16 protein-coding genes are annotated in these 21,282 nt (G+C 45.9%); 8 read left to right on the top strand and 8 right to left on the bottom strand.

Annotated elements, in window-relative coordinates; all coding sequences use genetic code 11:
- Positions 1 to 11 precede the first annotated feature (11 nt).
- The 8 genes from DXD78_RS18395 to DXD78_RS18360 form a co-directional block, all read right to left on the bottom strand.
- Positions 12 to 2,732 carry a glycoside hydrolase family 2 gene (locus DXD78_RS18395; protein WP_009037862.1) on the bottom strand — a complete coding sequence of 907 codons (2,721 nt, stop codon included), beginning with the start codon at positions 2,730 to 2,732 and terminating at the stop codon, positions 12 to 14.
- A complete protein-coding gene (locus DXD78_RS18390; RefSeq protein WP_009037863.1) occupies positions 2,729 to 4,525 on the bottom strand; it encodes a glycoside hydrolase family 2 protein in 1,797 nt (598 codons plus the stop codon). Before DXD78_RS18390 ends, DXD78_RS18395 begins: the two co-directional genes overlap by 4 nt.
- A 39-nt stretch (positions 4,526 to 4,564) precedes the next feature.
- Entirely contained in the window at positions 4,565 to 6,559 is a 1,995-nt protein-coding gene (locus DXD78_RS18385) for a glycoside hydrolase family 97 protein (protein WP_009037864.1), read from the bottom strand.
- Positions 6,560 to 6,572: 13 nt separating this feature from the next.
- Positions 6,573 to 8,636 carry an alpha-galactosidase gene (locus DXD78_RS18380; protein ID WP_009037865.1) on the bottom strand — a complete coding sequence of 688 codons (2,064 nt, stop codon included), beginning with the start codon at positions 8,634 to 8,636 and terminating at the stop codon, positions 6,573 to 6,575.
- A 47-nt stretch (positions 8,637 to 8,683) separates the two neighbouring features.
- Positions 8,684 to 10,846 carry an FAD-dependent oxidoreductase gene (locus DXD78_RS18375; protein WP_117589422.1) on the bottom strand — a complete coding sequence of 721 codons (2,163 nt, stop codon included), beginning with the start codon at positions 10,844 to 10,846 and terminating at the stop codon, positions 8,684 to 8,686.
- A 218-nt stretch (positions 10,847 to 11,064) separates the two neighbouring features.
- Complete coding sequence (locus DXD78_RS18370; RefSeq protein ID WP_009037867.1) at positions 11,065 to 12,069, bottom strand: FecR family protein; 1,005 nt, start codon at positions 12,067 to 12,069, stop codon at positions 11,065 to 11,067.
- A gap of 53 nt (positions 12,070 to 12,122) precedes the next feature.
- On the bottom strand, positions 12,123 to 12,704 hold the full coding sequence (locus DXD78_RS18365; protein ID WP_005829818.1) for an RNA polymerase sigma factor: 582 nt from the start codon (positions 12,702 to 12,704) through the stop codon (positions 12,123 to 12,125).
- A gap of 294 nt (positions 12,705 to 12,998) precedes the next feature.
- Positions 12,999 to 13,868, bottom strand: a complete 870-nt coding sequence (locus DXD78_RS18360; RefSeq protein ID WP_009037868.1) for an NAD kinase — start codon at positions 13,866 to 13,868, stop codon at positions 12,999 to 13,001.
- A 104-nt stretch (positions 13,869 to 13,972) separates the two neighbouring features.
- On the opposite strand from DXD78_RS18360, the gene DXD78_RS18355 reads away from it, so the two are divergent.
- The 8 genes from DXD78_RS18355 to DXD78_RS18320 all read left to right on the top strand — a co-directional run bounded on the left by DXD78_RS18355 (position 13,973) and on the right by DXD78_RS18320 (position 21,222).
- A complete protein-coding gene (locus tag DXD78_RS18355; RefSeq protein WP_005829949.1) occupies positions 13,973 to 14,686 on the top strand; it encodes a pyridoxine 5'-phosphate synthase in 714 nt (237 codons plus the stop codon).
- Positions 14,686 to 15,402: a MotA/TolQ/ExbB proton channel family protein gene (locus tag DXD78_RS18350; protein WP_009037869.1), complete on the top strand. Its 717-nt coding sequence runs from the start codon at positions 14,686 to 14,688 to the stop codon at positions 15,400 to 15,402. The genes DXD78_RS18355 and DXD78_RS18350 overlap by 1 nt, the downstream gene beginning before the upstream one ends.
- 34 nt (positions 15,403 to 15,436) lie before the next feature.
- Entirely contained in the window at positions 15,437 to 15,847 is a 411-nt protein-coding gene (locus tag DXD78_RS18345; RefSeq protein ID WP_009037870.1) for a biopolymer transporter ExbD, read from the top strand.
- Positions 15,848 to 15,881: 34 nt separating this feature from the next.
- Positions 15,882 to 16,700 (top strand): TonB family protein, encoded by an 819-nt coding sequence (locus tag DXD78_RS18340; RefSeq protein ID WP_035450093.1) that lies wholly within the window; start codon positions 15,882 to 15,884, stop codon positions 16,698 to 16,700.
- Between the two features lie 14 nt (positions 16,701 to 16,714).
- Positions 16,715 to 17,269, top strand: a complete 555-nt coding sequence (locus DXD78_RS18335; RefSeq protein ID WP_005829959.1) for a DJ-1 family glyoxalase III — start codon at positions 16,715 to 16,717, stop codon at positions 17,267 to 17,269.
- A gap of 55 nt (positions 17,270 to 17,324) precedes the next feature.
- Positions 17,325 to 17,999 carry a 2-C-methyl-D-erythritol 4-phosphate cytidylyltransferase gene (locus tag DXD78_RS18330; RefSeq protein ID WP_009037872.1) on the top strand — a complete coding sequence of 225 codons (675 nt, stop codon included), beginning with the start codon at positions 17,325 to 17,327 and terminating at the stop codon, positions 17,997 to 17,999.
- The gene (gene recG / locus DXD78_RS18325) at positions 17,987 to 20,083 is read left to right on the top strand and encodes an ATP-dependent DNA helicase RecG (RefSeq protein WP_035450091.1); all 2,097 of its coding nucleotides are present in this window, start codon (positions 17,987 to 17,989) and stop codon (positions 20,081 to 20,083) included. The genes DXD78_RS18330 and recG overlap by 13 nt, the downstream gene beginning before the upstream one ends.
- A 269-nt stretch (positions 20,084 to 20,352) precedes the next feature.
- On the top strand, positions 20,353 to 21,222 hold the full coding sequence (locus DXD78_RS18320; protein ID WP_005837478.1) for a M23 family metallopeptidase: 870 nt from the start codon (positions 20,353 to 20,355) through the stop codon (positions 21,220 to 21,222).
- The last annotated feature ends 60 nt before the right edge of the window (positions 21,223 to 21,282 follow it).

The raw sequence follows: 21,282 nt of genomic DNA, 5'->3' as shown, positions 1-21,282 counted from the left end.
ATTTCCTTTATTTATTTCTTTAAGAATGATTCAATGTAGGACTCGTCAACGGTAATTTGCGGAGCGAATTTGTCACTCTTTACGTAGCGGTCAATGCTTTCCAGCAATTGCTGGGTGGCAGGACGTTCGTTGATGTTTTTCTGGGTATCTACGGCTAGTACCAGTAGACTGCCTTTCTTCACTTTTGCTTCGAAACCAATACCGAGCTTTTCATTATTGTCGTAATGGTCTATTACTTGTATGAAAGGCCGCAGTGCTGCCGGAGCATCTTTCATCTCAATAACCTTGGCATTTTCCAGAATGTCCCACCACTGCCAGTCAGTATGGTAGGAAGTTATGAAATGCTCGAATATAGGCTGGTCGTCATGAATCAGACAGCCAATGGTCATAGGAGGCCATTTGAACATTATCGGATTCCAAAAGTGATTGTGGAACACGGATTTACGACCTTTTACTTTGGAAGGTTTGGGGCAGAGTACCACTTTCTTGCCATCGGCAAGGTGTTGTTTTGCTTTTTCATCGAATACTGTGGTGTAGAGCACTTCACTAGTGGACTGCATTAAGTTGCTATGACGGGGATATACCCAGATATCCCAGCTGTTTTTTACGTGTGCAACAGAAAGATGGACCGTCAGCTTCTGTGGTTCAGTGATATTGTTCAATGCATAACTGAAACTGCCAAGTGGAAATACCCCGTTCTTTCCGACAGTTTGTGTTTTCAGTTTTCCGCTCTTAAGGGTTTTACCGTTGCTGTCGGTGATACTCCAATTGATTTTTGCGTTTTTCAATAGGGTAGGTCCATAATTGTATATTTCCGCTTTTCCTTCAAATACTTCATCATTGTAAAGTGCGCGTTTGTCGAAACGGAGCAACACAACAGTCGGTGCACAGAACTCGCGCCACTTTTCCGGTGTGATGAGCCCTTTGGTATTCCAGAAAGGATCGAGAATGCCTACCGGTGCATATCCTTGTCCGGTAAAATCATTCAGAGACAGTAATTGGAAACCGCCTTTCAGATAAGTGCGCAACTGGGCTTCTATGACATCCTTGTACTCTATGGCGGTCAAGGCTCCAGAAGCACGGAAGAAGTCATGTGCTTGGTCGAGCATGTGGTTTTTGTCCAGCAGTTCACGGAATATCTCGAAATTACGCGCTTGTACGGGGCCGGTGAAGTTCTTTATTTCCTCGAAATTGGGATAGATGCACCGCTGTCCGGATTCATGCGAGATGATGGGCAGGCCTACTCCCAGTTCCTTGTTTTTGTCCCAGTTTGTATAAGGACGTCCTTCGTAGATGGCCATGTGTCCTTTGGTAGTCTGATGGGTAATGTAGAACTGGTCTGATTTGACACGTGTGCGGGCTGTGGAACCGCTGTATAGACGGCGGTTATCCAACTGGCGGGCCGTGGCGGTAAGCTCTTCTATGAAACTGAAATCGCCGGTAATTTCGTTTCCGTTACAGTAGAGAATGAAGGAAGGGTGATTCCCATATTCTTTCAAGATACCCCGCAGCTCGCGACGGAAGAAATTCCAGCGCTTCTCATCGGGTTGGGCATCTTTACCCCACATCGGCATTTCCACCTCCAGATAGACACCCAGCTTGTCTGCCATACGGAACGCAGCGGCAGGAGGACACCAGGAGTGGAAGCGCATATGGTTCATACCATATTCTTTTAGGATACGGAGTACACGTTCCCAAGAGGCATCGTCCACGGGAGCATAGCCGGTCTTGGGGAACACTGCGTTTTCAACGGTACCGCGCAGGTGTATGGGTTCGCCATTAAGGATGATATGGTCCTCACCAGCCTCTACTTCGCGCATACCGAAAGTTGTGCTTTTCTCATGCGCATAGGATTGGCCCTCTACACTGGAAGTCAACTTACAGTCCAACGTATAAAGATTGGGATGGAACTCATTCCACAAATGGATATCCTTACCCAAAAACATTTCTTCCTCGATATAAGTAATGGAATCGGTCACTGTTACTGGTACTTCCTTTTGTAGTCTATAGTCCTTTCCTGTCACGTGGAAGGATATTTTGCCGCTGGCGGTATGTTCTGTACAGTTGCGGACAGTCATTTTGACTTTGATGCTTTTGTTCTTGATGTCCGGATAGACCTGCATGTCATCTACATAGACTGGATCTACAGCTACCAGCTTAATTTCGCCCAATACTCCGTTCCAGTTTATTTGGGTAAATTCGGAGTGGGCATGGTCCCATTTATGGGTATCGTACTGGTAGCGGTTGTCTATACAGAAAGTTATCAGTTCTTTTTTGCCTGGATGTAGCCATTGGGTCAGTTCGTGGTTGTGGGGAATACTGATGTAGTCTATTTTACTCACTTCTTCTTTGCCTACATATACCGAACTGAGCCAGTGTGTACGTTCAAAATAGAGGAAAATGCGTTTGCCTTTCCATGCCGCAGGAATTTCTATTTCTCGCTGGTACCATGCGGGGCCCATATATTCGTAGACACGGGTCAGCCTATCCAGGTGGCGGTAAGGAGATTTGTAGCCTATTTTATAGTCATCTGTAATTCCCGGCAGAACGATGCTTTCCTGCAGGCGATGGCAGTAACGTACGTCCAGTGAACCTCTCCGGAAGTCCATGACATCTGTCTGGAATGCCCATTCACCAGACAAGTCCATTTCATTCTTTTCTTGGGCATGCCCGCTCCAGACCATAGAGGTCAGGAGGAGGGCAGCCATGTAGTGTTTTATTTTGTGCTTCATTGTTCTTTTTTCTTTTGGTTATAGTAATCACGCATGATGTACCATGCTTTTTTGCGTTGTCCCTGGTCGGAAACCAGTCCTTTACGGTTCCATTCCCCTCCCTGGTGTGGATGGAAACGGAAGGGAGAACGGAAATCAAAAAGAATCCACGGCGATGTTCCGCGCAGGTTGGGGATATGCTTGAACATTTCCAGATTGTCCTTGTAGAGTTGTGCCTGATAATCCTCACTCCAAGAACTCTTGACTTCCGCGTCGCCATGTTTGCCATAGAGCGCTTCGCCTCCGAACTCGGAAATGAAAAGAGGTTTGCCGGGAGCTACATTCCAGACAGCCTGGTCCGGAGCCAGTGGCCAGTCATGATACCATCCCATATATTTGTTGATGGCTACCATGTCCAGGATGTTGATAATGGAGTCATTCATCTCAAAGTTCCGGCTTTCGCGGTTGAAGCGTACCAAATCGAAGGCGGCCGTAATCAGACGGGTTGAGTCGATGTCCAGGCAACATTGTTTCATGTGTTTCAGAAATTCATTGCGCGGGGCGGAAGTGGCTGTTTCATTGGCAATCCCCCAAAAGGCAACGGAACAACGGTTTTTGTCGCGCATCACCATCTCTTTAATCATTCTGCCTGCTTTCTCACGGGTAGCGGTATTTTTGAAGTCAATCCCTTGCCAGATAGGTATCTCTTCCCATAAAAGAAATCCCATTCTTTCTGCTAGGCGGACAGTATATTCATTTTGTGGATAATGTGCCAGACGAATCATGTTGGCACCCAGCTCTTTGGCTTCGGACAACAGCATTGTTGCGTCCGCTTCAGAGAAGGCACGCCCGCGGCGTTGCGGAATTTCCTCGTGGAAGCTGATACTGCGCAGGAAGATGGGCTGGTCGTTCAGATAGATATCTTCGCCTTTTACATAAAGGTTACGGAAACCAATTTGCTCGTTGAGCTGGTCACTTTCCGAAGTGATGGTTACATCATACAGCTTTGGAGCATCCGGTGACCAACGTTGCAGTTTTTTGGTTTTGATAGTGGCCTGGGCAATTCCGTTGGCATCGGTAGTCATGTTCTGTCTGATGCCCAATTCGGGGATGGCGACTTGCACGTTGATGCCAGGCTTTGCTTCGGATAAGGTTACTTTGGCACGAATCAGGTTGGATTGTACCTTGTCCAACTGGATGAAATGGTCTTTGATGTAGCTTTGTGGAACGCTTACCAACATTACATCGCGTGTGATGCCGCCGTAATTCCACCAGTCAAAGGACATGGCAGGGATGGCATCCGTGGTGCGGGTATTGTTGACTTTCACCACCAGGAAGTTGTCCTTTTGCTTTACCTTATCTGTGATTTCCACCTGGAAGGGAGTGAATCCGCCTTCATGACTGGCTATTTTCTCCCCGTTCAGATATATTTTGCTACGGTAACTTACCGCACCGAAATAGAGAAACAAACGTTTGCCGTCAGTCTTTGGGGTATCGAAAGAGCGTCCGTACCATACTGTTCCTTCATAAAATTTCAACTCGGGCATTTGTGAATTGAAATCGGCAGGTACATTCAAGACCAAACCTCCGTCGAAAGAGTATTCATAAAATTGCTTGTTGTCCTGAGGTTTTCTGTTTTTGTACACCTGCATCCTTTCTCCTTGGTCATAAAGGTCTACAATGACTCCCCACTTCCCATTCAGTAGCTGGTAATCGCGTCCGTAAACATTGGACAATAAGTCTTGTGCTTGTGACTTGCCTCCCAGTACAGACACTGCGAGCAAACAAGTAATCATTAATCTTTTAATTTTCATAAATCGTATGTATCAGTTAACGTTTAAAAAGCCTATGAATTATTCTTTGTATATTTTCAATGCGCATCCGCCTCCTTGTGCCATTTTGACGGTCAGTTTACGGGATGCAGGAATATCTGTGACGGTCTTTTGGTAGTCGGAAGCCAGGCGGTTGGCATTCACTCCGTCATGAAACATTTCCGCTTTCCATCTGCCTGCACCGAGGAAAGAAAGGTCCAGTGTCAGAGTACGTGCATCCCAATTGGTTAGGGAGCCGACATACCAGACATCTCCTTTCCTGCGCGCCATTGTAATGTATTTTCCAATTTCTCCGTTCATGGCTATTGTTTGTTCCCAAACGGTAGGGATGGTAGCGATGAATTCCGTGCATTCTTCTTCACGGTCGTAATTGGTGGGACTGTCGCACAACATGTTCAATGGTGATTCAAATACTACATATTCAGCTAATTGGCGGCAACGGGTTCCCTGGCTCATTGGGGTATCCATTGAGGAGTGGTAACACCGTTTGTTGGCATTGTGCATGGCGCCTTGTGTATAGTCCACTGGTCCGGCCAGCATACGGATGAATGGCATGGTGACATCGTAGGTTACCTGGTCGGTATGGATGTCACTCCACTTCATCTGTTCCAGCCCGTGAACGGCTTCATAGTTGATGACATTGGGATAAGTGCGGTTCAGCCCGGTAGGTTTGTACGTGCCGTGAAAGTCTACCATCAACTTATATTTAGCGGCAATTTCGGCAGCCCGGTAGTGGAAGTCTACCATTTCCTGGTCATCCCTATCCATAAAGTCAATCTTGAATCCTTTGATGCCCATTTCGGAATAGTGCTTGCATACATGTTCCATGTCGCGGGCAAAGGCATGGTAACCTGCCCAAAGGATGAGTCCTACATTCTTTTGCCTGGCATAGGCCGTGAGCTTTTTTAAATCAATTTCCGGTACAATTTGGAAAAGGTCAGCCTTGAGGTTGACAGCCCAGCCTTCATCCAGAATCACATACTCGATGCCATGCCGGGAGGCGAAGTCGATATAGTGCATGTATGTTTCATTGTTTATTCCAGCTTCGAAATCCACGCCTTTGATTCCCCAATGGTTCCACCATTCCCAGGCCACTTTGCCCGGACGTATCCATGAGATGTCTTTCATGCGTGATGGAGCAGCCAGCTTATAAACCATATCGTTATCTGCCAGCTCCTTGTCATTTCTTGCCACAACAATGATGCGCCAGGGTAGTTTGGCTTTCGGCTGGCAGGAAGCAATGTAGTTTTCACGCTCTGTGACTAATATTTGCAGTTGGTTATGCCCGCCTTGTTTTTTTGTTTTGGGGACGGCGGCAAAAGCGGAAGTGAGTGCTGTTCCCCCGTTTCTGTTGATGAGGAACATGCCCGGATAGCTCTCCACGTCGGATTCGGCAATACAAAGTTTACGGCCGTTTTCCTGCTCTATTACTACGGGGGTAAACATCAGTCTTTGGGGGTTCAGTCCGGATAGCTCTATATGTGTATAGGTGTTTTCAAAAGAGTTGGAGAACTGGGCTTCTATCGGTTGTTTATCGCCATCTTTTACATAAGGAACAATCGATTTGTAGTCCTTGTTGAAGTTGAAGGCGGCTTCTTCGTTTGTAACTTTGAACGGTCTGTTTCCGGTCGCTGCGAACCGGTATGCCATTCCTTCATTGTACATTCTGAAAATGAGGTTGAAATGTTCCCGGAAACTTAACGTCATTTCATTATAGACATCCTTTACTTCACTGCGCTTGTAGAAAGGAGAGGGAATCACCTCATTTGCCTGGCGATGGCTGACTCTCTTAAGATGGGAGCCGTTGCCCCAGACTGTCCCATTATCCAGATGTACTGATAAGGGAGAGGGGGCTACCAATGTATGCCCTTCTTCCGTCAGCTCGTAAGTAATCCGGTCACCTATATATAAGGTAACCTCTAACTTGCCGTCCGGTGAGTTTAGGCGATATTCTTTTTGTCCGAACATGTTCGGGATGATGAAAAGCAATGTTGTGAGTAAGAAAAGTGTTCTCATGTCGTTATTTATTTTAGCGTTTGTTTTTAATTTCATACTTGTAGACAACATAGTCATTGATTGATGGCAGAGAGATTTCCAGCCTTCCTTTCTTTCCGGTTACTGCTGTCATAGCTTTGCCGTGTCCCATCAGTGGGATACATCTTACTGTGACACCTTCTGGCAGCCAGGTTTCGACTTCTGTAGTCCCTTCTGGATGATTTTCACGGTACACAATCAAGTATCCTCTATCTTTCTTTAGAGACTGGAAGCCGGTCCAAGAGCGTCCCGACGGTTCATCTCCTATGGGTAGGATAGTGCCGGAATGCATGTCATGCTGAAATTTCTTGTAGGCTTCTGTATGTTCTCGTAATGTAAATGCTTCCTCGGGTAGATTGGTACCTTCCATCCAGGCAAGCGGCTGTCCTGCTAAAGTCGTAGCAAACAGATATTCAAATGAATAGTTTTCCGGAGCGAAGACTTCTCCTTTATATTTATCCGTATTTCTCCATTTGTTCAGGAACTCTATTTGCAGCTTTTCTGCCGGAACATATTTGGAAAGCATCCAGAGGTTACGCAAAGTCCAGTAAGGATAGTAGTTCTGCCAGTCGGTATAACGGTTTTCCAGAAAGATATTTCCATATTCATTGAACATGTGGTAGCCTCCGCGGCGGCTGGCTGTCGCATCAAGGTTGAAAATCACTTCCTCGTCCGTCTCTTCCAGCACTTTGTTGAATAAGCGGTGCAGGTTTGTTTCGGCTTCTTTACTGGGAATGGTGAGTCCGTCTATCTTGAATACTTTGATGCCGTATTCGCGATAAAGGCTGATGAGTGCTTGCGCATCTTTCTGCCAATCGGCAAAATCATTTTGTATGCTGGGATTGAACCAAAGACCGATTTCAATACCTAATTCCTTGCCACGTTTTACGATGGGATGCAAACCACGTGGATACTTTTGCGGGTCGGGTTTCCAGTAGTCTTTATTGTCCCAAATGTTCTTGAATGAACCGCGGGCTACAGCTGAATTAGGGCTTTTACCTATTTGCCAGCCATCATCAATCTGGAAATGGGTGATTCCCAGACGGGCGGCGCGTTCCAGTTCTTTCAAACAGAAGGATTCGTTTACTTTTGAGTCCTGGCTACGGTCTCCCCAGGTGTTCATCATAATCATCTCGTCGCGGTCGGCCCGGTAAGTACGTATATTCTTCTGATATGAACGAAGCGCTTGTAGTCGGCTCAGTTCACCTTCTCCGTATATTCCCAATACGCATCCGTATGTTTGGGTCCAACGGTCGGGAGTCACGTCTTTCTCGGTAATGCCCAGGCCGGTTACTGTAAACTTCCCGAAATCAGTCAGAAAATCCTTTCCTTGATAGGCTAATTGTACCGAAGAGCAGGGAGCCTCTTTTAAAAAGAAGATGCCACAGTTGTCCTCGCCATTAAAGGCAAACAGCAGATTGCCGCGATATCCCAGTTTGCGATAGGAAATAATCTCTTTCTCGAAAACCAGGTTGTTGTGCCAGTCGGTCACATCGGAAAATTCCACGCTGCGAGCGTGCCAATGTTGTCCTTGGAAATGGAACTGGTCTAGTACAGCGGTTACTTCTTTAGATTTCATGTCTTCGGCGAATTCAATATTCTTCCGGTCGGCTGCACTAACTTCTCTGCCTCCGAAAATACTGTTTACTGTTCCTCTTAAATAGGTGTCGCAGGCTATGGCTGGACAATCATCATAAATACGATATACCCGTTTTATATCTAGCTTCTCCAGGCTGAAAGAAACTTCTACTTTCAGATAAGCGGGAAATATTTTAGTCTCTTTTACGGGAACTACTTTGAGTGAACCGTTTGATGGTTGCGGCAAATTTTTCGTTACTCTGAAATCTGGAGTAAGGCTGTGGTTCTTCCATGATTTTCCATTACTCTTGTCGGTCAGGCGGTAAGTTATGATATTTCCCCCGTTCCACAAAAAGGTACGTTCGACCAAGCTGTTTCCGATGGTTAAAGTGTCATTTTTCAGACGGCCGTAACAAGTATCTTGTGCGTGTAACGAATATCCTCCGAAAAGGACAAATAATAATGTTAGAATATTTTTCATGATATGCGTGTTTTATTAATACTTAAATTGTAGTATCAACGTGTTTCTTACTTCTTGTTTTTTTCAATGATAAATATACGAGGCTCTTTTAATAATTTTTGTTCATTGAACTTCTGATTATCGGGAATCCCTTCTTTTTTTCCTACTCCCTCTTTCATCAGTGCTTTCAATTCCGGTAGGTGTTTCTGATATACTCCTCTCGGAGTGGTGTTGTACTTTTTACATAAGGAAGCTGCCATCCCGACAACTTCGCCCATCATTCCGGTGGTACGCATTACGCGGACAGTGCCCAGTGCCACATGGGTAACACTGATATTGCGGCCGGCCATAAAAAGATTCTCGATATTTCTAGAATATAGGCAGCGGTAGGGCACTGCGTAAGGATATATATGGATGTGTTTGGTTGCTGCTTTGAAGGGCGCATCAGGAAAGTGTGACGCATTGAGTGAATCCGGGAAATGCAGGTCGATGCTCCAGGTTGTGACGAAGGAGGCATCTTCGTGATAGACATTTTTGTCTATATCATCTTGCTTTAGAATATAATCGCCCAACAATCGGCGTGATTCGCGTTTCCCGGCAATATAGGCTACCCAGTCCAATGCGCGGTTCTTATATTTCTTGTTGTCCTTTAATTCATTTTTCAGAAAACTCCAGTTAGAATAGATGACCATTAAGCCATAATCACGTATACGTTCGAAGTCGTCGATTTGATTGAAGTTCATGCCGGTTTCCCATTTCCATTCACCCATCGTCACTTTTTCGCAATTCTTTTCATTGAATTGCAGGCCGTACGAGAAAATAGGGAAACGGGTAGGTTTACCTTTGTCTGCAGAGTACCATTGTACGGATGAACCCATTGTCATTTTGTCCGGTTGAATCGGTGCCAGCTCTTCTCCGTATTCGGTACGGGATTCGCGTCCCATGTTGTAGTCTGCACCGGCCAGATACCCGATGGTGCCGTCTCCGGTACAGTCGGAGAACAATGGTGCTTTCAGTTCCACTTCTTTTCCATTCTCTATATGCTTGATGATGACAGATTCTATTCTGTTGCCATCGGTCTTTACAGATATGGCGCGGTAGTTGGCATAAAGGGTGATATTCTTTTCATTGGCGATAAAAAGCTCCTTCTTTTCATCTTCATAGTTTGCGGCAGGTTTGGCATTTCCTTCTTTAGAATGTCCGAATTCTCTTATCATACGTCCCAGTCCGGAATTGGGGCCTACTCCGATATTGCCCCCTAAGTGAACCCTGACTTCAGAGCTATTATTGCCGCCAAGTACTGGGCGGTCGTTGATTAATGCCACTTTGCATCCCAATCTGGAAGCGGTTGCGGCTGCACACATACCGGCTATACCGCCACCAGTTACAATCACATCATAGGAGTATTGCTCCGGTTCGGCTGGAATATCCAGCATCTTTTTACGGAAATCTGTCAGTTGTGTGGCCTGAGCGGGAGGGAGCTGCCCTTTTTCCGTAGTAAAATAAATGGCATCGCAACGGCCATTAAAACCGGTCAAATCTTTTAATGTCAGACTAGAGCTTCCTGCTTTTACAGAGACTGTTCCGGCAGGTTGCCACATCCATTGTTTGCCCTCGTCCCCTAAAACCACTGGCAACTTTTTATTGTCGACGGCTAAAGTGAATTTTCCCGGTCCTTTACCATCATACCAGGGAGAAGTCCAGTTGTAGGTGCGTACAAATACATAATATGTACCGTCTTCAGGAAAAGAAATGGTAGTGGAGGCATCCTCAACCGGGACTCCCATTCCATGAGCCATCAGATAAGGTGAACCCATGAGGTCCATGAATTGCTGGTCTACTACCCATCCCCCCTTTCTGTCAAAGCTTTCTGCTTCCACCAATAACTTGCTGGGTACTTGTTTCCTATTGCCTGAGGGCTTGTTGGCTTGTTGAAATAGTAGAACCTGCTTGTTGGGTTTTATTTCGAAAGTAATTTTGGTCCCTTTGAACAATTCCTTTAGGGTGGCTTCAAGTGGGGCATTGGATACCAGCAAATCTTTTCGGGTATCAAGATTGGGCAGTTTGTCGGTATAGAATACATTGTAGCCGCTAGTCTTTTCAATTTGAGGTATAATCTGCTTGATAGTCTGCTGGTTTATAGATAAACTGATTTGGGCAAAGCTATTTCCCCAGAAGAACAGCACTCCCAGTAATATTGAAAATCGCGTAATTATTTTATTTTGTCTCATGTCTTATCATATCAGGTTAATTACTTTTTTACTTTAAGGAAGGTACGACAAAGACTAACCCTAATTAAGCTATTAGAGTATATTAAAACTATATTTCTCGAATGTTTAAATTTTATTGTCGCTGCCAGAAGTAGGTCATTGTGTCTGAGGTAAAAATCCTATAAAATCTATTCCATATACTTTTTGTTTTAGTTAATATAAAGGGCTATTTTACACTACTAATATATTATAATCGTATTGTCAGATTCTATCTTGTAATTAATGCCGCCAGCTTGGCTGATGTATTCCAATACATTGTTTAAACTGCCGTTTTTAATGATGCCATGATAAGTATATTGTTTGGCTTTCTCGTTTTTGAATATAAATTTGCAATTATACATTCGAGTAAGCATGGTACAAATTTCTTCAAAGGATTCACCATAGAGTGCTAGTTCGTTGCTTCTCCACAGTAAGTTGCTTGCATTAGGATGAAGCTCGCTTTTTTCGAACTGTCCATTGGTCAGGTTGCAAACGAGCCTTTCGTTTGGCTTCATATATGCCTCGTGTCTGCCGTCGTCTACTTTAACCTTTCCACTTATCAGGATTACAGCTACTGATTTATCGTCTTTATGTGCACGTATATTGAAGCTTGTACCTAACGCTTGTACATTGATACCATTTGCTTTCACGATGAAAGGCTTTTCCTTGTCCTTTGCAACTTCAAAATAGGCCTCTCCTTCCAGGGAGACCATACGTGTTTTCTTGTTGTAAGTGTTGTCATATACAATTCTTGAATCGGAATTGATGTAGACCTTTGTGCCGTCAGCCAAAATGATGTCGGCCTTCTGCCCGTTGGATACGGACATGGTGACTTCTGTATTGGCGTCATCGGCCGGTCGTTTGACTCCTGCATAATAGGCTCCGCTTCCCACTGCCAATATGATGCAGGCAACTGCAGCATAGCGCCCAATCTGACGCAGGAAACGGTTCCTTGTTTTCAGGACCTTCGTTTCCGTGGTGGAACTTGCGTCTATCTGGCTTAAAAGTTCGGTGAACATTTCATTTTGTACGGCTTTGTCCATCGTGTCCGGAGCCAGTGCCCAGCATTGCTGATAGTATGCGGAAAATTTCTGTTGAAAATCCGGTTGCTTAATCCATGATTTCAACTGTACATCTTCTTCAGGGCTGGTCAGTCCTCGAAAGAAACGATCCAAAAGTTCAATATGACTGTCTTTTTTATCCATGTTCTGTAGTATATATCTGTATGCCTGCCAAAACACTCACGGATTTTCGTGCTTTAACAATTATTTAGAAAGTAGAAGGAGAGGAAAAGCATGATGAATTTGCGTAATTCTTCTTTCAGTAGTTTCATAGTACGGTAGAAATGAGCCTCTACGGCACGTTCCGTCAAATCTAGCTGTGAGGCGATTTCCTTGTTGGACAGTTTTCCTGCTCTTTTCAGCTGAAAGACTTCCCGTGAAACTTCTGGCAGGCTTTGCAGAAGTTGCTCTATCTGTTTTTCAATGATGGAGACGTCCATATCCATCGTATCTTCCTCGATAGCCTCTGCTTCTGTTTTCAGCTTGTTTTCTACAAATTTGTTGTGTAATAATCTTCGTTCGGTTTCTTTGTATACCATGTTGCGTGCGATGGTGCATAGATATGCCGGAAAACTTTTCTCGGTATCCAGATTACTGCGTTTTTCCCATATCGTCATGAAGCTGCTTTGGGTGATGTCTTTGGCTAATGATTTGTCATATACGAGAAGGACGATGGTGTTGTACAGCCTGGCACTGTATTTTTCGTACAATGCTTCAAAGGCAAATTTATTGCCTTCTCTCAACTTGGCTACCAATAAAGTATCATTTTCTTTCTGCATATTGATTCATCTTACATTTACGCATTCTGAATGGTAGTGTCTTTGTATAGTAAAGTACTATTCCACATAGACTCTGAAAGAATGAACTACAAAGGTGGTGTTTTTATTATTTATTTAAAAGTTTTTTGCTGAAAATATACTTTGTGTGATTATTATTCAATTCTATATTCCACGATGAAGGAGGATGGCAGAAATAGTCATTTGCAGTATAAGAAGTGGTAAACTGATGGATGGGTTTAGGGGCTTATTGTCAATACTGTCTTATCCTGCTGGAGTGAATGAAGTGATATAGGCTTATCTGATGTCCGCCCCCCACATTAGTTTATTGCGAAGGGTATCAAAGAAAATATGGTTGAACCGTTTCACTACCTTTATGCTATAGTCGGCACGTGAGATGTGCAACTGGGTCGTTTCTTTGCAGGACTCGCTACGGCCGTCGATGGCAACCAAGAAGTTGTGGCTGCGGCTTTCCACATCAAGTGTAATTTCCCAGTCGTCACAAATGACGATGGGACGGACGTTGAGGCTGTGTGGAGCCACCGGGGTGATGGCAATGGTTTTACTGTGGGGCACAATGACCGGACCGCCGACGCTGAGTGAGTAGGCGGTGGAACCGGTAGGTGTGGAGATAACTAGGCCGTCAGCTTGATAAGTGGTCAACGGAGCGCCATTGATGGCGGCGTGGATACTGATCATGGACGAACTGTCCCGCTTCAATACGGCTATCTCATTGAGGGCGTAAGGGGATTGCATCAAGCGTTCATCGTCGCACCTCAGTTGCAGTACACTACGCTCTTCCACCTTATAGTGGTTGTTGTAGATTTCATCGAAGGTCTCTTCCATCTCTTCCGGTGAGATGTCGGCAAGGAAACCCAGCCGGCCGGTATTGATGCCCAATATGGGGATATTCTTCTTTCCTACACGGCTGGCTGCTTTCAGGAAAGTGCCGTCGCCACCGATGCTGATAACCATGTCGGCACAGAAATCATCTCCGTCAAACAATTCGGCGTCAGGTATGTTTAAATGTAAATCGGTAGTCAGGAAGTGATGGAATTCCCGGCAGATGCAGAGCTGTGCATTATGCTGTCCGAGCAACCGGAAGAGGTTTTCTGCATGCGAGGATTTCTTTGCTTGGTAGGTATTTCCGAATATGGCAAATTTCATAATCAATTCTGTTGGATTGAAGTGCAAAGATGCTATTTTTTTCTCAGAATGCTGCCAATATATAACTATTATTTGTACTTTTGTCCCAAACTATAAACCGAATTATGACTAGATTAAGCGTTAATATAAATAAGGTGGCAACGCTGCGCAATGCCCGTGGAGGTGATGTCCCGAATGTTGTGAAGGTAGCGCTGGATTGTGAAGACTTTGGTGCTGATGGCATTACGGTGCATCCCCGTCCTGACGAGAGGCATATCCGCCGTAAGGATGTATATGATTTGCGGCCGTTGCTGCGGACAGAGTTCAATATCGAGGGTTATCCTGCACCCGAATTTATGGATTTGGTCTTGAAGGTGAAACCGCATCAGGTAACTTTGGTGCCCGACAGCCCTACACAGCTGACTTCAAACGCAGGCTGGGATACCAAGACCCATTTTGACTTCTTGAACGAAGTGTTGGATGAGTTCAACAATGCTGGTATCCGTACTTCCGTATTTGTTTCCACCGATGCCGAAATGATAGAATATGCTGCCAAAGCCGGTGCCGACCGCGTGGAGCTATATACGGAACCTTATGCTACGGCTTATCCCAAAGGACGGGAAGCGGCTGTAGCTCCTTTTGTCGAGGCTGCCAAGGTGGCCCGCAGCTTAGGCCTGGGGCTGAATGCCGGACATGACCTGAGCCTGGTGAATCTGAATTATTTTTATCAAAACATTCCGTGGCTGGACGAGGTGTCCATCGGGCATGCGCTGATTAGTGACGCGCTGTATCTGGGATTGGAGCGTACGGTCAAGGAATATAAAAACTGTCTTCGCTGATGAATGTAATGTTGTTATTGGCCCAAGTGGCTCCGGCACTGACTGACTCTATTGCAGGTGCCAATCCGGTACTGACACAAGTAAACGCTTCCGACGAAATGAATTTATGGAGCATGGCCGTCAAGGGCGGCTGGATTATGGTTGTCCTGGGCTTGATGTCCGGACTTTGCTTTTACATCTTGTTCGAACGCAACTATGTTATCCGGAAGGCGGGGAAAGAAGACCCCCAGTTCATGGATAAGATAAAGGATTATATCCTGGGCGGGGAACTGAAAGCCGCCATTGCTTATTGTCGCAGTGTGGATACTCCCTCGGCCCGTATGATTGAAAAAGGCATCAGCCGTCTGGGACGTCCGGTGAACGATGTGCAGGCTGCCATCGAGAATGTCGGCAATTTTGAGGTTGCCAAGCTGGAGAAAGGCATGACGATTATGGCTACCATCTCCGGCGGTGCGCCTATGCTTGGGTTCCTCGGTACGGTGACCGGTATGGTGCGCGCGTTCTGGCAGATGGCGAATGCCGGAAACAATATTGACATAACGATGCTTTCCGGAGGTATCTACGAGGCAATGATTACCACGGTGGGCGGCTTGATAGTCGGCATCATAGCCATGTTTGCCTATAACTATCTGGTGACGCTGATAGACGGCGTGGTCAACAAGATGGAAGCCAAGACAATGGCATTCATGGACTTGCTGAACGAACCGGCGAAATGATTGATTAAAGAATTAGGAATTAAAAAATAAAGGCGTGTTAAAACGTAGAGTTAAAATATCACCCAACTTCAGCATGGCGTCCATGACGGACCTGATTTTCCTGCTGCTGATTTTCTTTATGATAACATCTACCATGGTATCGCCCAACGCTATCAAGGTATTGTTGCCGCAGGGAAAACAACAGACTTCCGCAAAGCCTTTGACGAGAGTCATCATAGATAAGAATCTGAATTATTATGCTGCTTTCGGAAATGACAAGGAACAGACGTTGACGCTTGAAGAGCTGACTCCTTTCCTGCAATCGTGTGCAGCGAAAGAGCCTGAAATGTATATAGCTTTGTATGCTGACGAAACAGTGCCTTACCGGGAAATCGTGAAGGTGCTGAACATTGCAAACGAGAATAAATTCAAGATGGTGCTGGCTACACGACCACCGGAAAACTAAATCGTACATTGTACATGGCTAAATTGTAAATGCAATGGTGAATCAGAAGAAGAAAGGAAAATATATAGGTATGGCAGGTGCACTTGTGGTGCATGTTGCCATTATTGCCCTTCTGATACTGGTAGGATTCACACTGCCGGAACCCTCGGAAGAAGGCGGTGTACCCGTTATGCTGGGAGAGGTGCCCGATGCACTGGGCGCTGCCGACCCTTCTTTAGTAAAGGTGGATGTCATGCCGGAGGAAACCGCTCCTCAGGTGCAGGAAACGGTGGAGCAGGACATCATTACGCAGGAAACTGAAGAAACCGTTGCCATAAAGCCCAAAGCCGAACCCAAGAAAAAGGAGGAGGTGAAGAAACCGGAAAAGACGGAAGCCGAAAAAGCGGAAGAGGCCCGCAAACTGGCAGCGGCAAAAGCCGAACGGGAACGTAAGGAAGCCGAGGAAGCTGCCCGTAAACGGGTAGCTGGCGCTTTTGGCAAAGGTGCCCAAATGGGTAGTAAAGGCGATACGGAAGGCGAAGGTATTCAAGGAAGTCCTACGGGAAATGCTCCGTCCGGAGCCACTTCGGGTACGGGAGGCTACGGCTCGTTTAATTTGGGCGGACGTTCTCTTGGTGAGGGCGGATTGCCGCGGCCGGTATATAATGTGCAGGATGAAGGTAGGGTTGTGGTGACCATCACAGTGAACCCTGCCGGACATGTGATAGCAACCAGCATCAACCGCCAGACCAATACCGTCAATCCCGCATTGCGGAAAGCGGCAGAGGATGCTGCCAAGAAAGCCCGTTTCAATGCGGTAAGCGGCTTGAACAATCAGACGGGAACAATAACGTATTATTTTAATCTAAAATAAGAGGAGGAACAATTATGGGTACAGTTTATGTTTTTTTTGCCGACGGATTTGAAGAAATAGAAGCTTTTACTTCTGTGGATGTGATGAGACGCGCCGGACTGAACGTAGAAATGGTGACGGTAACCCCTGATGAAATAGTGACGGGAGCACACGATGTTCCGGTCTTGTGCGATAAGAATGTAGTGAACTGCGACTTCTTTGATGCAGAGCTTGTATTATTGCCTGGCGGTATGCCGGGTGCGTCCACTTTGGAGAAGTGTGGAGAACTGCGTAATCTGGTACTGCGTTTTGCCCAAGAGCAGAAACCGATTGCTGCTATTTGTGCGGCTCCTATGGTATTGGGTAAGCTGGGATTGCTGAAAGGCAAGAAGGCTACTTGCTATCCCGGCTTTGAACAGTATTTGGAAGGTGCCGAATGTACGGGTGCTCCGGTAGAAAGAGACGGCAATATCATCACTGGTAAAGGACCGGGCGCTGCCATGGAGTTTGCATTGGCCGTAGTGGAGCTGTTGCAAGGCAAAGAGAAGGTGCAGGAACTGAAAGAAGCTATGTGCGTAACGGATTTATGATTTAAAATCATAAATCATAAATCATAAATCATAAATCATAAATCATAAATCATAAATGGTTCAGTATGCTCTGATTGTTGCCGGTGGCAAGGGCTTGCGCATGGGGACCGAACTCCCCAAACAGTTTCTCCCGATAGGGGGGAAACCTGTTTTGATGCGCACTCTGGAGGCGTTTTATGACTACAATGCTGAGATACGGATAATATTGGTGCTTCCCCACAGCCAGCAGGATTACTGGAGGCAGCTGTGCAGGGAGTACTGTTTTTCATTGCCGCATGCCATTGCAGATGGAGGGGAGACGCGGTTCCACTCCGTAAAGAACGGTTTGGCTTTGGTCAAGACACCTGCTTTGGTCGGTGTGCACGATGGGGTGCGTCCGTTCGTGGCCCGGGAAGTGATTGCACGCTGTTATGACTTGGCAGCCGAGAAAAAGGCCGTAATTCCGGTAATCGGTGTGGTGGAGACCGTTCGCCGTATGGAAGGGGAAAGCAGTGTGACTGTCGGCAGGGATGATTATAGATTGGTGCAGACTCCCCAGGTTTTTGATGCGGAACTGCTGAAAGCGGCATACGAGCAGCCCTATACACCCCATTTTACCGATGATGCTTCTGTGGTGGAGGCATTGGGTGTATCTGTCTTTTTGACGCCGGGAAATCGGGAAAACATTAAAATAACCACTCCTTTTGATTTAAAAATAGCCACAGCTCTGATAGGTTCATGTTCGATTTAGCCACGCGTGACATAAAATATTTGTCGGGCGTCGGGCCGCAGCGTGCTTCGGTGCTCAATAAGGAATTGGGCATTTACTCCTTGCACGATTTGCTATATTACTTTCCATATAAATATGTAGACCGCAGTCGGATTTATTATATTCAGGAGATCGATGGGACGATGCCCTATATTCAGCTGAAAGGTGAAATACTAAGTTTTGAGACGGCTGGAGAAGGGCGCCAGCGCAGGTTGATTGCTCATTTCTCGGACGGTACGGGGGTGGTGGACCTGGTTTGGTTCCAGGGCATCAAATATTTGGTAGGGAAGTATAAAGTGCATCAGGAATATATTGTGTTCGGAAAACCGACCTTCTTCAATGGTAGAATAAATATGGCTCATCCGGATATAGACTCTGCTTCGGATTTGAAATTGTCGTCCATGGGGTTACAACCTTATTATAATACGACTGAAAAGATGAAACGGAGTTCTCTCAATTCGCATGCCATCGAGAAGATGATGAATACGGTGGTGCAGCAGTTGCGTGAGCCGTTGCCCGAGACCCTTTCTCCCGCTATACTTGCCGAGCATCATCTGATGCCGTTGACGGAAGCTTTGGTCAATATACACTTTCCCGCTAATCCGGATTTATTGCGTAAGGCACAGTATCGCCTGAAGTTTGAGGAGCTCTTTTACGTACAGTTGAATATCCTGAGGTATGCAAAAGACCGTCAGCGGAAATATCGCGGTTATATTTTTGAAAGGGTGGGCGAAGTGTTCAATACCTTCTACTCCCGTAATCTTCCTTTTGAACTGACCAATGCACAGAAGCGGGTATTGAAGGAAATCCGTAAGGATGTAGGCTCAGGAAAGCAGATGAACCGCTTGCTGCAAGGGGATGTGGGAAGTGGAAAGACGCTTGTCGCACTGATGAGTATGTTGATGGCGCTCGATAATGGTTTTCAGGCATGCATGATGGCACCTACCGAGATTTTGGCAAACCAGCACTATGAAACCATCCGTGAGCTGCTGTATGGAATGGAGGTACGTGTGGAACTGTTGACCGGTTCTGTTAAGGGCAAGCGGCGCGAAGCTATCCTTGTCGGTTTGTTGACGGGAGACATACATATACTGATAGGTACCCATGCCGTCATTGAAGATACGGTGAATTTTGCTTCGCTCGGTTTGGTTGTGATTGACGAGCAGCATCGTTTCGGTGTGGCCCAACGGGCACGGTTGTGGACAAAGAATGTGCAGCCTCCCCATGTATTGGTGATGACGGCAACCCCGATTCCCCGTACATTGGCAATGACGCTTTATGGCGATTTGGATGTGTCTGTCATCGATGAATTGCCTCCCGGACGTAAACCGATTGTCACTCTTCATCAGTTTGATAGCCGTCGGATAAGCTTGTATCAGTCCATGCACAAGCAGATTGCCGAAGGCCGGCAGGTCTATATTGTCTACCCGCTGATTAAGGAAAGCGAAAAGATTGACTTAAAGAACCTTGAAGAAGGGTATCTGCATGTTTGTGAAGAGTTTCCCGAGTGTAGGGTTTGCAAGGTACATGGAAAGATGAAACCTGCTGAAAAGGATGCTCAGATGCAATTGTTCGTATCCGGCGAGGCACAGATAATGGTGGCTACCACCGTGATTGAGGTAGGTGTAAATGTGCCCAATGCTTCGGTGATGGTGATTGAGAACGCCGAGCGTTTCGGGCTGTCCCAGCTTCATCAGCTTCGGGGACGTGTAGGACGTGGAGCTGACCAGTCCTATTGTATCCTGGTTACCGGCTACAAGTTGGCGGAGGATACAAGGAAGCGTTTGGAGATAATGGTGCGGACTAATGACGGCTTTGAAATAGCGGAAGCAGACTTGAAACTGCGTGGTCCTGGAGATTTGGAAGGGACACAGCAGAGCGGCATTGCTTTCGATCTGAAGATTGCCGATATAGCCCGTGACGGACAACTGCTGCAATATGTCCGTGAAGTAGCGCAAACGGTGGTGGATGCAGATCCACATGGCATGTTGCCTGAGAACGAGGTCTTGTGGCGACAACTGAAAGCGTTGAGAAAAACGAACGTTAATTGGGCTGCCATTAGCTGAAAAAACGGTTAAACATGCACTTTTATTGCATTTTATGTTGTAAAACATGTTTGCTTGTAAATCTCCTATCTATAGGGGATTAAGACATCTTTGCGAGCTTTACAGTTTCCTCCTCTTCGAAAAAATAGTTAATGACTGATGTCGTTTTTCAGAGAGAAATGTTACCTTTGGGAGAATTTTTGAAAATCAATCTGGATATTCGCGTAGAACAAGTGGTGTTTGATTTGCCGAGATGCTTGCAACGGATATCAAAATGAATGACGAAACGGATGAATTTTAATTGGATAAAAACTGCTTTATTGGCTGCGACGGCAATGGTTAGCTTGAATTCTTTCTCGCAAGACCTGATTGCCCGCCAGGCCCCCATCGACAGAAAACTTAAGAGTGTAGATTCACTGGCTTTGCAAAAACAGATACGTGCGGAACAATCATTGTATCCGGGTTTGGATTTGTATCCCAACTGGAATAACGAATTCGTACAAGCCTATGGCAATGCGATTGTGCCTGAGAGCTATACATTTGATTTGACCGGTTTTTGTATGCCTACTCCCAATACCCGTATCACAGATGTATTCGGTTACCGTCCCCGGAGAAGAAGAGCTCATTATGGTTTGGATATCAAGGTGTATGTAGGCGATACAATCCGTGCGGCTTTTGATGGAAAAGTACGCGTTGTCAAGAATCAAGGTCGTCGTGGATACGGCAAATACGTCGTTATTCGTCACGACAATGGCTTGGAAACAGTTTACGGACACTTGTCTAAACAATTAGTTGATACAAACCAGTTGGTAAAAGCCGGCGAACCGATTGCATTGGGAGGAAATACCGGACGTTCTACCGGTTCACACCTTCACTTTGAAACCCGTTTCTTGGGTATTCCCATCAATCCTGCGCTTATGTTTGATTTTGAAAAGCAGGATATCGTAGCTGATTCCTATACTTTCCATAAGACAAAAGGCTCTTCCGGTACGGCGCGTAGCATGGCATCGGGTGAAGGTCTGTTCTATAAGGTAAAGAAGGGAGACACATTGGGACGGATTGCAGCACGTCAGGGAACCTCCATCGACAAGCTTTGCAAACTGAACAGAATTACGCGTAAAACAATCCTGAGACCGGGACAAGTATTGCGCTGCTCATAAAAACGTAAACAATCTCTATAGAAGAGGGTACTTTAATAGATTTTAGAGTGCCCTCTTTTT

The sequence above is a fragment of the Bacteroides sp. D20 genome (assembly GCF_003436255.1).
GTDB lineage: Bacteria > Bacteroidota > Bacteroidia > Bacteroidales > Bacteroidaceae > Bacteroides > Bacteroides uniformis.
Note: the sequence above shows the minus strand (reverse complement) of the source record. Positions and strands in the feature narration are given on the sequence as shown.